Genomic DNA, 12833 nt, shown 5'->3' with positions numbered 1-12833 from the left:
TATCCCTCGCCGGGGAGTTGACCTTCCCCTTCCCCGGCGTACAATCCCCGCCCATTGCTGCTCAGTTTTCTTCTGGAACCACCATGAACGATGGAACGGACTATCGCGCGATCCTCGCGTCCGATACCCCTTTAATCGACGTTCGCGCGCCGATCGAATTTGCCCAGGGTGCGATGCCCGCCGCACTCAACCTGCCCTTAATGAACGACGACGAGCGTGCCGCCGTCGGCACCTGCTATAAACGCCAGGGTCCGGACGCCGCGCTGGCGCTCGGTCATAGCCTGGTCAACGGCGAGACGCGCGAGGCGCGCATCAGCGCCTGGCGGGAAGCCAGCCTTGCCCATCCTGAGGGCTACCTTTGCTGCGCGCGCGGTGGCCAGCGCTCACACATCTCCCAGGCCTGGCTGAAAGAGGCGGGAATCGACTACCCGCTGATCCGCGGCGGCTATAAGGCCCTGCGTCAGACGGCGATTCAGGTGACCATTGAGCAGTCACAAAAGCCGATGGTGCTTATCGGCGGCTGCACCGGTAACGGGAAAACGCTGCTGGTGAAGCAGCATGCGCAGGGCATCGATCTGGAAGGGCTGGCGCACCATCGCGGCTCGTCGTTTGGCCGCACGCTCACCCCGCAGCTTTCTCAGGCGAGCTTCGAGAATCACCTTGCGGTTGAGCTATTGAAAAAAGACGCCGCGCGCTGGGTGCTTGAAGACGAGGGCCGGATGATTGGCTCTAACCACCTGCCGGAGTGCCTGCGCGACCGCATGGCTGAAGCGCCTGTCGTAGTGGTCGAGGATCCGTTTGAGATCCGTCTTGAGCGCCTGCGCGAAGAGTATTTCGTCCACATGTGGGCCGACTTTTCTGCCGCCTGCGGTGAAGAGGCGGGCTGGAAAGCGTACAGCGAATATCTGCATCACGGCCTGTACGCCATTCGTCGCCGTCTGGGGCTGCAACGCTTTGCGGAATTTACCGCCCTGCTGGATGCCGCGCTTGTCGAGCAACAGCGTACTGGCAGCACTGACGCGCACTTCAGCTGGCTTGTGCCGCTGCTGAAGGACTATTACGACCCGATGTACGGCTATCAGCTGGAGAAAAAGGCGGAGAAGATTGTGTATCGCGGGACGTACGAAGAAATTGCTGAGTGGCTCGATCGCTGAAAAAAGCCGGGTGGCGGCTACGCCTTACCCGGCCTACGCGTACTTTTGTAGCCCCGGTAAGCGCAGCGCCACCGGGGAACAAACCACTTAGAAGTCGTAACGCAGACGCACCAGGTTCATATCGCCCAGGTTGTCGGTGCTGGAGGTGAACACGTGTTCGTGTTCGAAGACGTTGCCGAATGGCTCGATCGCTGAAAAAAACCGGGTGGCGGCTACGCCTTACCCGGCCTACGCGTGCTTTTGTAGCCCCGGTAAGCGCAGCGCCACCGGGGAACAAACCACTTAGAAGTCGTAACGCAGACGCACCAGGTTCATGTCGCCCAGGTTGTCGGTGCTGGAGGTGAACACGTGTTCGTGTTCGAAGACGTTGCCGAATGGCTTGAACGCTGAAAAAAACCGGGTGGCGGCTACGCCTTACCCGGCCTACGCGTGCTTTTGTAGCCCCGGTAAGCGCAGCGCCACCGGGGAACAAACCACTTAGAAGTCGTAACGCAGACGCACCAGGTTCATGTCGCCCAGGTTGTCGGTGCTGGAGGTGAACACGTGTTCGTAATCCACGCGGAAACCGTAATCCAGCTGGAAGCTGATACCCACACCGTTGTCGATGCGCTGGTAGTTACGGCCATTCACGTACTCAATACGGTCGCCCATGAAGTACGGCTGGATGGATTTCACCGCATACTGACCAACCGGGAACTTGTAACCCGCAAAGTATTCAATACCCCATGCATCACCGGCGAAGTAGTCGTTAACGGACACTTTTTTGGTGGTCAGGAAGTTCTGATACCAGCCGCCGCCTGCGGAGAAGGTCCAGTTATCCGGCGTCCAGCTCAGGGCGGTACCAAGGATGTTCTGGTCGTAGGATTTGCTGTCGCCGTTGTCCGGGTTACGCATGTCCGCGCGGGTGTAGTTCCACGCTGCGCCCCAGGTCAGATCGGTAGTCAGGTGATAATCGATACCCAGTGAACCGCCGCCTTTACGTTTGTAACGCAGGCCGTTGCCCGGCAGGTATTCGCTGTCTTCAAACAGGTAAGAGGCGTAGATGTCAGCATCGCCCACGGTTTTCTTGTACTTCAGCATCTGGCGTGAACGGTAAGAGCCGTCATAGTCGCCGTTGATCCCGTTACCTGGCGCCTGACCAATCATGTCGTAGTCCCAGATATCGGTTTTTGCGCCCACTACGTCATAGTACACGCTGTTCTGCTGGCCGAAGGTCAGCGTACCCCAGGTGTCGCTCTTCAGACCGGTGTAGAGCATACGACGAGAGGTGTCGTGCGCGCCGTCGGCGTAGTGATGATCCCAGTTGAACTGCGCCGGAATGTTCACACCCAGCTCGTAGTAGCTGATCCAGCTGATGTCATCGAACAGGTAGTAATCCGCAGCGAAACGGAAGCGGGTGCCGCCGTCAAAGCCGTTGCGCTTGTAGCTGTTTTTGCCGTCATCACCGGTCATATTCTGGAACTGAGGACGAATACTGCCGCCAACGGATCCTGTTTCAGAAGGGTGATTTCCGCCTGAGATGCGAAAGAAGCCAATGCCACTGCTGCGCCGATCGTTGTCGCCAGCGCTGTTTTTCTTATAGTCATTCTTTTTCCTTGATAGACACGCTGCTAAATATTTAGCTGGTGAATATTAACCGGAAAAATTCGGGCTGTGTGGGCGGGTTTTTAATGTTTTGTGCTACTAAATGCAGGGGCATTAACGATTTGTGCCGTTAAGCGATGACGCACCAGCAGAAATGCCGGTGCGTCATCATCACGTCAGTAAACTAGCTGACAAACTGGCGGAATAGCGCTTTACCTTTCAACAGCCGGGTTCCGAGCCAGCCGCCGCACAGGGACAGCAGCACGGCGCCGCAGACGGGCAGCGTGAGCCACAGCCGCCAGTCGGGCTCCCACGGGAAGTCGAAGACTTTGCTCTGGAGTACCGCCAGCGCGGTTTCCGCCCCGATGGCCGCCACCAGGCCCGCCACCAGACCGAGCAGGGCAAATTCGCTCCACAGCGTGGCGCGCAGCAGCCGTTTACTGGCTCCCAGCGTGCGGTAGACCACCAGCTCCTGATGACGCTGACGCATGCCCACCTGCACCTGCGCCAGCAGCAACAGCACACCGCAGACGGTCACCAGCACTACCATCACCTCCAGCGCGCGGCTCACCTGCTCCAGCACCTGCCCGACCTGTTTGAGGATCGCGCCGATATCCAGCAGGCTCACCGTCGGAAATTCCCGGTTAAGCTGCGTCAGCATGCCGTTGCCGTTTTCCCAGCGGAAGCTGGTGAGCCAGCTCTGCGGCTGTCCGTCCAGCGCACCCGGCGGGAAGATGAAGAAGAAGTTTGGTCGCAGGCTTTCCCAGTCCACTTTGCGCAGGCTGGTGACTTTGGCGGTGAAATCCTGGGTATCGCCGGTGAAGGTCACGCTGTCTCCGAGCTTCACGTTCAGGCGTGTCGCCAGCCCCTCTTCCATCGACACTTCCCCCGCTTTCGGCGGCCAGGTGCCGGCAACGATCGGGTTATGGTCCGGACGTTTCGCCTGCCAGGTCAGGTTGAGTTCGCGATTGAGCGATTCATCCTTATTTCCCTCCGTCGACTGGCCGTTGATCTGCGTCAGGCGGGCGCGCACGATCGGATAGAACGATTCCGGAATAATGTGATGCTCAGACAGGAAACCCTTCAGCGGCGTCACCTGTTCGGGAGCAATGTTGATCAGGAAATAGTTCGGGCTTTCCGGCGGAAGCTGTTGCTGCCAGCGATCCAGCAGATCCCCGCGCAGCACCAGCAGAAGCGCCAGCAGCATAAACGACAGCGAAAATGCCGAGAGCTGGCTGAGGGTAGACCACGGCTGGTGCAGCAGTCGGTTAACCGCTAACCGTATGGGGAGTGATTTAACTGTCAGCTTTCTCAGGACATTAAGCAGTATCCAGCCCACTACGCCGCACAGCAGCGCCAGCACCACCGCGCCCGCCAGCACCGCCCACAGCAGCGTACTGCCGCCCATCAGCCAGGCCAACAGCCCGACCGCCACCGCAATAATCACCGGCAGATAGAACTTCAGAGGCCAGACGCTGGCCACCACATCGCGGCGCAGCACGCGCAGCGGCTGGGTGGCGAGCAGCAGCCGGTACGGGCGTAACCCCACCAGCAGGGAGATCGTCGTCATCGCGCCGATGGCCCACAGCCACGGCCAGAGGCTGGCAGGCGGTAATGCGGCGGGCAATACCGGTTTGAGCAGCACCATCAGCAGCTTTTCAAACAGCAGCCCTATCGCCCCGCCGGTCAGAGCCGACAGCGCCAGCACCATCAGCCACTGGCCGACAATCAGCTTGCGCAGCTGCGCGCGGCCCGCGCCGAGGGTTTTGAGGATCGCCACCAGATCGTAACGGCTGCGGCAGTAGTGCCCCATCGCCACGGCAACCGCCGCAATGGCAAGCAGCAGAGTTAACAGCGCCGACAGCAGCAGGAACTGCTGGGAACGTTCGAGGGATTTGCCGAGCGCCCCGTCATCCTGCTCCAGCCCGTACCAGCGGTGTTCCGGCTTGAGCTGCGGCAGGAGCCATTTTTCGTACGCCTCCAGCTGAGCAGGCGTCCCGCCAAACTTATACCGCCAGGTGACACGGCTTCCCGGCTGGACGGCGTTGGTTTTCGCCACATCAGCGGTGTTCATCAGCAGGCGCGGCGCAAGCTGGAACGGATTAAATCCAGAGTCGGGCTCCTGCACCACTTCCCCGGCAATTTTGAGTGTCGCGTCGCCGACGTCGATACTGTCGCCGGGTTTCAGGTTCAGCAGCGCCATCAGTCGCGATGCCAGCAGGACCGTACCGGCCGCCGGTTTTAGCCCCGGCGGGCTGGTTTGTAAGTCACCATACATCGGGTAGATGTCATCCACGGCTTTTACGCTGGCAAGCTGCGGCGTGTCGCCCGCAAAGGTCATAGTCTGAAAGGTGATCTGCTCCCCTACCTTCAGCCCCTCTTTGCGCGCTTCCTCAATCCAGCCCGGCGGCACGGGGCGAGAACTTTGCAGAGCCCGGTCCCCGGCCATAAATTCCCGACTCTGCTGGCTAAGCCCTTTCTCCATACGATCGCTGACGCTACCGAGCGCCAGCACGCAGGCCACCGCCAGGCTCAACGCCAGCCAGACAATCAGCAGCGAGGGCGAGCGCCACTCGCGCCAGAACCAGCGGGCAATCATGCTTCCTCCTGAAGAATACCGTTCACCAGCCGCAGGCGGCGGTCGCAGCGGGCGGCCAGCTGCGGATCGTGGGTAACCAGAATCAGCGTGGTGCCGTGCTCGCGGTTGAGGGAAAACAGCAGATCGGCAATTTTGTCCCCGGTTTTACGGTCGAGATTGCCCGTTGGCTCATCGGCAAACAGCACTTCCGGGCGGCCGTTAAACGCCCGGGCCAGCGCCACGCGCTGCTGCTCACCGCCGGAAAGCTGTGCCGGAAGGTGGTCGAGACGTTTGCCCAGCCCCAGCTGTTCCAGCAACGCCTTCGCGTGATCGCGGCTTTCACGAGTATTGTCACCGCGCAGCAGGCCGGGCAGCTCAACGTTTTCCAGCGCGTTCAGCGTCGGGATCAGCATGAATGACTGAAAGACAAACCCGATATGCCGGGCACGCAGCGCGGCGCGGGCCTCTTCATCAAGCGCGTGGAGGGGCTGGCCGACCAGGTTCACTTCCCCACTGCTGCCATCGTCCAGACCGGCGAGAATGGCCAGCAGCGTGGACTTACCGGAACCGGATTCACCAATCAGGGCGATGGTTTCGGCACGTTTGACAACGAGTTCAACTCCGGTGAGGATGGAAAGCTCGTGTTCTCCCTGACCGACGGACTTCTTAAGACGATGAACTTCAACAATGTTTTCCGCTGGCATTTGCCCTTCCTGTTTTTGATGCTGATGACCTTCCGCGCGGCGGCTGCGGACACGTTATTGATTCTGGGCGACAGCCTGAGCGCGGGCTATCGTATGGCCGCCAGTGCGGCCTGGCCCGCCCTGCTCAATGATAAATGGCAGTCCCGGGCGTCTGTCGTGAACGGCAGCATCAGCGGCGATACGTCGCAGCAAGGCTTATCGCGCCTGCCTGCCCTGCTTAAGCAGCATCAACCGCGTTGGGTGCTGGTTGAACTGGGCGGTAATGATGGTTTGCGCGGCTTCCAGCCTCAGCAAACGGAGCAAACGCTGCGGACCATTTTGCAGACCATTAAGGCCGCCAACGCCCAGCCGCTGCTGATGCAAATTCGCCTGCCCGCCAACTACGGCCGTCGGTATAATGAGGCGTTTAGCGCGATCTATCCTAAGCTTGCCAAAGAGTTTGATATTCCGCTGCTGCCATTTTTCATGGAAGAGGTCTATCTGAAACCCCAGTGGATGCAGGATGATGGCATTCACCCCAATCGCGATGCCCAGCCGTTCATTGCCGACTGGATGGCAACCCGGCTGGCTCCTTTAGTAAAACATGACTCGTCAAACAGCTGAGAACCTGACAGGTAAAGTTATGCAAAAATCGGTCTTAATAACAGGATGTTCCAGCGGAATTGGCCTTGAAAGCGCCCTTGAACTGAAACGCCAGGGGTTTTGGGTACTGGCAGCCTGCCGTAAACCCGAGGATGTCGAACGCATGCGAGGGCTGGGATTTACCGGCATTCTGCTGGATCTCGATTCGCCAGAGAGCGTAGAGCAGGCCGCCGATGAGGTTATCGCCCTGACCAACAACCGTCTTTACGGTCTGTTCAACAATGCGGGCTACGGCGTGTACGGCCCGCTACAGACTCTCTCACGGGAACAGCTGGAGCAGCAGTTCTCCGCAAACTTTTTCGGGGCGCATCAGCTTACCATGCGCCTTCTCCCCGCCATGCTGCCGCACGGCGAAGGGCGCATCGTGATGACCTCCTCGGTCATGGGCCTGATCTCCACGCCGGGCCGCGGGGCTTACGCCGCCAGTAAATATGCGCTTGAAGCCTGGTCCGATGCGTTGCGCATGGAGCTGCGCCACAGCGGTATTAAGGTCAGCCTGATTGAACCGGGCCCGATCCGCACCCGCTTTACGGAAAACGTTAACCAGACGCAGGCGGACAAACCGGTCGAAAACCCCGGCATCGCGGCGCGTTTTACGCTTGGGCCAGAAGCCGTCGTTGCCAAAGTGCGCCACGCGTTTGAGAGCGATACCCCTAAAATGCGCTATCCGGTCACGCTGGTAACCCATGCCGTCGGCTGGTTGAAACGCCTGCTGCCGGGGCGGATGATGGACAAAATTTTGCAGGGTTGAGTTGAAGCGACGACGCTTACCCCCATGTAAAGAGTAAACCGATAAAAGAGAATGCCGCATGTCCGTACAGAATATCGTCAACATAACTGAAGCTAACCTGCAACAGACGCTCGAACAGTCAATGACTAAACCGGTGCTGTTCTACTTCTGGTCTGAACGCAGCCAACACTGCCTGCAACTGACGCCGGTCCTGGAAAGCCTTGCCGCGCAGTACAACGGTCAGTTCATTCTGGCGAAGCTGGATTGTGACGCCGAACCAATGGTGGCTTCCCAGTTTGGCCTGCGCGCGATCCCAACCGTCTACCTGTTCCAGAACGGTCAGCCGGTGGATGGCTTCCAGGGGCCGCAGCCGGAAGAGGCGATCCGCGCCCTGCTGGATAAAGTTCTGCCGCGCGAAGAAGAGCTGAAAGCGCAGGAAGCCATGGCGCTGATGCAGGAAGGCAAGTACGACGAGGCGCTGCCGCTGTTAAAAGACGCGTGGCAGCTGTCGAACCAGAACAGCCAGATTGGTCTGCTGCTGGCAGAGACCCAGATTGCGCTGCACCGCCCTGAAGACGCGGAAGCCGTGCTGAAAACGGTGCCGATGCAGGATCAGGATACCCGTTATCAGGGTCTGGTGGCGCAGATTGACCTGCTGAAACAGGCGGCCGATACCCCTGAAATTCAACAGCTTCAGCAGCAGGTTGCGGACAACCCGCAGGATGCCGCGCTGGCAAGCCAGCTGGCGCTTCAGCTTCATCAGGTGGGGCGTAACGAAGAGGCGCTGGAGCTGCTGTTTAGCCATCTTCAGAAGGACCTGGGCGCCGCAGACGGACAGGCGCGGAAGATGTTCCAGGAGATCCTGGCCGCGCTGGGTACCGGTGACGCGCTGGCGTCGAAATATCGTCGTCAGCTGTACGCGTTGCTCTACTAGCAAAAAAATGCCCGGTGGCGCTAACGCTTACCGGGCCTACAAAAGCCGATATTACCCCGTCTTTTTCAACTGCGTCACCACCAGCTGGTGGCGCGCGTTGTAAAACTTCCGATAGGTCAGGTAGCAGGCAATGATGGTGGACAGGCTCGCCGTAGAGAGCAGCATAAACGTCACCATAATCTGGTACTTAATCGCTTTTACCGGATCGATACCGGCAAAAATCAGCCCCGACATCATGCCCGGCAGGCTCACCAGACCCACCGTTTTGGCGGAGTCCACCGTTGGGATCAGCGAAGAGCGAATGCTGTCGCGGATCAACCGCGCCGAGGCCACCTTCGGCGTCGCGCCCAGGCTTAGCTTCTCCTGAAGCTGCTGCTGTTCACTGCTGAACCGTTGCCCCAGATTGTTGTAGCACAACCCGACCGCCACCATCGCATTGCCCGCAATCATCCCGGAAATGGGGATCACCTGCATCGGCGTAAATTCTATCGAGCCGGAGAGTACCAGTACCGCCAGCGTTAACGCGGTCCCGGTAGTGATGGCGATCAACGACGAAATGAACGCTTTATCGATGTATTTACTGCGTTTCTGCGCGTTCCATGCCGCGTTAAAGCAGATAAACAGCACCATCAACAGGGTCAGCACGGCATGATTGACGTTGAAGATGTATTTCAGCACATAGCCGACGATGATGAGCTGAATGACCGCGCGGGCGATACTCCAAAGAATATCTTTTTCCAGCCCCAGCTTTTCCCGGTAGCTGACCACAATCGCCACCAGCACCAGGACCATCGACAGCGCCAGCGATTCGTTGGTTATGTTATGTTCACCCACGGTGAGCCTCCTCCATTTTCCCGCCCTGCGGCCTGAGCGTGATGACATCATCCGCATGGGTAATTTCATTTGAATCATGCGTCACCCACAGCACGGCAATATTCTGCTCCCGGGCGTAGCGATGGATAATGTCATTGACGTTGCGCTTGTTAGCGTCATCCAGCGCGCTGGTGATTTCGTCCAGCAACAGCGCCTTCGGCAAGAATTGCAGGTTACGGATCAGCGAGACGCGCTGCTTTTCCCCTCCCGACAGTTCGGCGATCGATTTGGTCAGCGTCTCCGGCGAAAGCCCGAACCGGGTCAGATCGTCGGTAAACTTTTTCGGATCAGGCGTTTGGTTGCGGATGTGCCAGGGGAAAACCAGATTGTCGTACACCGTGTCGCCAAACAGGGACGGCGTTTGCACGCAGTATGACACCTGCTGGCGATAGCTTTCCGGTGAAAGCGTGGCGATATCGTTTCCTGCAAACAGGATGGTTCCCTCCGTTGGGCTCAGTAGCGAAGCCACGATTTTCAGGAGGGTGCTTTTGCCGCAGCCGGAGGGGCCAGTTATCAGTTTAAATTCGCCCGGAGAGAGACAAAAATCGACGTGCTGAAGGATGGTGTTATCACCCACACGAAAGCCAACATCCCTGATATCCAGAAGATTTTTTTTATTATTCATTCCGATTCCGTTAACCGCTGTAATAAGAACAGCCTTTAGCATAATCCTTTCCGCTACGCAGCGCGAATAGCCTTAACCTATAGCAAGTGTTAAACTTTTTGCTCGCTAATTGTCACCTCTATAACTACAGGAAGTCAGCAACATGACACATATCTTTTATGAGTTCTCTTCCCTGAAGCCTGGTGTTCCTGATGTGGAAACATTAATGGAAGTCATCAATTCTTCTGAACTCACGCGTTTTGTCATGGGTGCAGAGGTGGTCGATTTTGTTAAGAAGGCGCTCATCGTTAATACCACAATCGGTAGCTTTAAAAACTGCTATTTTGCTTTCGATGATGGAGCTTACTTTCTCGAGTTTGACGGCAAGGGTAAATCCAGACGCTTTACTGAGGTGCCGGACTGGTTCGTTTCCCCCGCGGAATTTGCCCGCTCGCAATGGCTGATTAACCATGATCTGGCCGATGTGAAGGCGACGGCGTTTATTGACGTGCTGATGTCCTACCCGCTTAAAGAGCGCCGGGCGCACTGCAATCTGCTGTTTGGTCTGGATCTGCATAAGGTCAATGTGGTTCCGGCGCCTACAGCCCCTGCCGGAAAAATGGGCAATAAAAACGGAAAAACCACCAAGCCTCGCGTCACGGATCTCGGCTCTTTTGAGCTTTTTACCGCGTTCTTTGCGCGTATGAAAACCGCCGTCAATGCTAATGAATTCCCTACCCTACAGGTGCTGACCGGCCAGGAGGATCTTACAAAAGCGCCGCACAGCTTAAAGCAAGGGATCAGAACCTGGTTTAAAGCGATTACCGGCGATCTGCCGCCGAACAACAAACGTGTCGGGGCGGGCAATGCGGTATTGTTCTGCGCTCCCGTTCGCGAGCAGATCCAGCAGATAGAGGCCATCGGCCTGGAAAAATACTATCAGGGCTTATCAAAAGCTATCGCTGACGCCGGGGATGGGTTTATCACTGACTTCAGCTATACCTGGTCTGAAAAGTAACGCTTTGCGCCCCGCATCCCGAACGGGGCGTTTTATTTCTGCCAGTCCGGTTCCCACCTCTTTACAGGGGCGAAATCCTGTTCGTTAGCCGATATACTTACGTTCAACAAATACGCAGTTTTTCTCGTTACGGCATGCAAAACAGGAGGTTTTTATGCTCATCGTTGTTCCTGTCCTTATATTCGTTGCGCTGGTTATCGTGGGCGCAGGCGTCAAAATTGTCCCGCAGGGTTACCAGTGGACCGTCGAACGCTTCGGTCGCTACACCAATACTCTTCAGCCGGGTTTAAGCCTGATCGTCCCGTTCATGGACAGAATTGGGCGTAAGATCAATATGATGGAGCAGGTGCTGGATATCCCTTCCCAGGAAGTCATCTCCAAGGATAACGCCAACGTCACCATCGATGCGGTGTGCTTTATTCAGGTGATTGATGCGCCGAAAGCGGCCTATGAGGTGAGCAACCTGGAGCTGGCGATCGTCAACCTGACCATGACCAACATCCGTACCGTGCTTGGCTCAATGGAGCTGGACGAAATGCTCTCCCAGCGCGACAGCATAAATACCCGCCTGCTGCACATTGTGGATGAAGCCACCAATCCGTGGGGGATCAAAGTGACCCGCATTGAGATCCGCGACGTGCGCCCACCGGCAGAGCTGATTGCTTCCATGAACGCGCAGATGAAGGCCGAGCGTACCAAGCGTGCCTATATTCTTGAAGCCGAAGGGGTGCGTCAGGCTGAAATCCTGAAAGCGGAAGGGGAAAAACAGTCGCAGATCCTGAAAGCCGAGGGCGACCGTCAGTCTGCCTTCCTCCAGGCGGAAGCGCGTGAACGTTCGGCAGAAGCAGAAGCCCGTGCGACGCAAATGGTCTCCGAGGCGATTGCCGCCGGGGATATCCAGGCCGTGAACTACTTCGTCGCGCAAAAATATACCGATGCGCTAAAGGAGATCGGCTCCGCGAACAACAGCAAGGTGGTGATGATGCCGCTGGATGCCAGCAGTCTGATGGGATCTATCGCCGGAATTGCCGAGTTGATCAAAGACGGCGGAAACGAGCGTAAAAAATGATTGAGCTCATCGTTGCACATCCTCATGCGTTCTGGCTAAGCCTTGGCGGTTTACTGCTGGCCGCCGAGATGCTTGGCGGCAACGGTTATCTGCTGTGGAGCGGGGTTGCCGCGGTGATTACCGGGCTGGTCGTCTGGCTGCTGCCTGTCGGCTGGGAGTGGCAGGGCGCGCTGTTTGCCGTGCTGACGCTGCTGGCCGCCTGGCTGTGGTGGCGCTGGCTGAACAAACGGGTGAAGGCGCAGAAGCCGGTCGACGCGCACCTCAACCAGCGTGGGCAGCAGATCGTGGGTAGACGCTTTACGCTTGATAACGCGCTGATCAACGGACGCGGTCATATGCGCGTGGGGGACAGTTCGTGGCCGGTAGTGGCCGACGATGACCTCAGCGCCGGCACACGGGTTGAGGTCATTGCGGTGGAAGGCATTACCCTGCGGGTTAAAGCCCGTTAGGCGTGGGTTTTACGGTGGCAGCAGCCGGAAAGATTGTCGATAATCGGGCACTCGGCGCTGTCATCTCCCGGGCAGGATTCTGCCAGCTGTAACAGTTGCTCACGCATCGCCTGTAATTCGATGATATGGCGTTCGATCTCCGCCACTTTTTCCAGCGTACGTTTTTTCACGTCGGCACTGTGGCGTTTCGGATCGTTAAACAGGTTAACCAGCTCGCCGCACTCTTCAAGGTTAAATCCTACCTGTCTTGCCTGACGCAGTAACGTCAGTTCATCAAGATGCAGCTGCGTATAGCTGCGGTAGCCGTTCTCACTGCGCAACGGTGGCGTCACCAGCCCTTTTTCCTCATAAAAGCGAATCGCTTTGCTGGTTAAGCCGGTTTTTTTCGCAACATCGCTGATATTCACATTTCCCCCTTGACCTTCCCCTTGATGGAAGGTTTAACCTTCATAACAGTTAGCGAAAAGCAGAGTGAAGGTCAACAATTGACCAGA

12 protein-coding genes and 1 pseudogene are annotated in these 12833 nt (G+C 57.6%); 7 read left to right on the top strand and 6 right to left on the bottom strand.

Annotated features, from left to right (window positions below; genetic code table 11):
- Positions 1-83 precede the first annotated feature (83 nt).
- On the top strand, positions 84-1154 hold the full coding sequence (gene mnmH / locus IMQ56_RS02130; RefSeq protein WP_015571228.1) for a tRNA 2-selenouridine(34) synthase MnmH: 1071 nt from the start codon (positions 84-86) through the stop codon (positions 1152-1154).
- Between the two features lie 477 nt (positions 1155-1631).
- On the opposite strand, the pseudogene IMQ56_RS02125 reads toward mnmH, so the two are convergent.
- The 3 genes and pseudogenes from IMQ56_RS02125 to ybbA form a co-directional block, all read right to left on the bottom strand.
- A pseudogene (locus IMQ56_RS02125) lies at positions 1632-2740 on the bottom strand (porin).
- A 182-nt stretch (positions 2741-2922) separates the two neighbouring features.
- The gene (gene ybbP / locus IMQ56_RS02120; RefSeq protein WP_196063757.1) at positions 2923-5337 is read right to left on the bottom strand and encodes a putative ABC transporter permease subunit YbbP; all 2415 of its coding nucleotides are present in this window, start codon (positions 5335-5337) and stop codon (positions 2923-2925) included.
- Entirely contained in the window at positions 5334-6020 is a 687-nt protein-coding gene (gene ybbA, locus IMQ56_RS02115) for a putative ABC transporter ATP-binding protein YbbA (protein ID WP_017383226.1), read from the bottom strand. The genes ybbP and ybbA overlap by 4 nt, the downstream gene beginning before the upstream one ends.
- Between ybbA and tesA the strand changes: the two genes are divergently transcribed.
- The 3 genes from tesA to IMQ56_RS02100 are packed head-to-tail and all read left to right on the top strand — an operon-like array spanning position 5991 to position 8326.
- A complete protein-coding gene (tesA, locus tag IMQ56_RS02110; protein WP_003858933.1) occupies positions 5991-6623 on the top strand; it encodes a multifunctional acyl-CoA thioesterase I/protease I/lysophospholipase L1 in 633 nt (210 codons plus the stop codon). The genes ybbA and tesA overlap by 30 nt on opposite strands.
- Complete coding sequence (locus IMQ56_RS02105; RefSeq protein WP_006809829.1) at positions 6604-7413, top strand: SDR family oxidoreductase; 810 nt, start codon at positions 6604-6606, stop codon at positions 7411-7413. Before tesA ends, IMQ56_RS02105 begins: the two co-directional genes overlap by 20 nt.
- A 58-nt stretch (positions 7414-7471) precedes the next feature.
- Positions 7472-8326, top strand: coding sequence for a co-chaperone YbbN (locus tag IMQ56_RS02100; protein ID WP_003858935.1), 855 nt, complete (start codon positions 7472-7474; stop codon positions 8324-8326).
- 51 nt (positions 8327-8377) lie between these two features.
- Here IMQ56_RS02100 and fetB read toward each other — a convergent pair whose 3' ends face one another.
- Positions 8378-9160, bottom strand: coding sequence for an iron export ABC transporter permease subunit FetB (gene fetB, locus IMQ56_RS02095; protein WP_017383223.1), 783 nt, complete (start codon positions 9158-9160; stop codon positions 8378-8380).
- Positions 9153-9824, bottom strand: a complete 672-nt coding sequence (gene fetA, locus IMQ56_RS02090) for an iron ABC transporter ATP-binding protein FetA (RefSeq protein WP_196063758.1) — start codon at positions 9822-9824, stop codon at positions 9153-9155. Before fetA ends, fetB begins: the two co-directional genes overlap by 8 nt.
- A 142-nt stretch (positions 9825-9966) precedes the next feature.
- On the opposite strand from fetA, the gene IMQ56_RS02085 reads away from it, so the two are divergent.
- From IMQ56_RS02085 to IMQ56_RS02075, 3 genes are all read left to right on the top strand, one after another.
- A complete protein-coding gene (locus tag IMQ56_RS02085; protein WP_015571236.1) occupies positions 9967-10821 on the top strand; it encodes a hypothetical protein in 855 nt (284 codons plus the stop codon).
- 154 nt (positions 10822-10975) lie between these two features.
- Positions 10976-11890: an SPFH domain-containing protein gene (locus IMQ56_RS02080; RefSeq protein WP_003858941.1), complete on the top strand. Its 915-nt coding sequence runs from the start codon at positions 10976-10978 to the stop codon at positions 11888-11890.
- Positions 11887-12339 carry an NfeD family protein gene (locus IMQ56_RS02075; RefSeq protein WP_196063759.1) on the top strand — a complete coding sequence of 151 codons (453 nt, stop codon included), beginning with the start codon at positions 11887-11889 and terminating at the stop codon, positions 12337-12339. Before IMQ56_RS02080 ends, IMQ56_RS02075 begins: the two co-directional genes overlap by 4 nt.
- Here IMQ56_RS02075 and cueR read toward each other — a convergent pair.
- The gene (gene cueR, locus IMQ56_RS02070; protein WP_017383222.1) at positions 12336-12746 is read right to left on the bottom strand and encodes a Cu(I)-responsive transcriptional regulator; all 411 of its coding nucleotides are present in this window, start codon (positions 12744-12746) and stop codon (positions 12336-12338) included. The two genes, IMQ56_RS02075 and cueR, sit on opposite strands and share 4 nt — an antisense overlap.
- Positions 12747-12833: the final 87 nt, after the last annotated feature.

The sequence above is a fragment of the Enterobacter sp. Res13-Sevr-PEC09-46 genome, from assembly GCF_015672585.1.
GTDB lineage: Bacteria > Pseudomonadota > Gammaproteobacteria > Enterobacterales > Enterobacteriaceae > Enterobacter > Enterobacter hormaechei_C.
The sequence above is the reverse complement of the archived record's forward strand: the minus strand, read 5'-3'. Positions and strand labels throughout refer to the sequence as shown.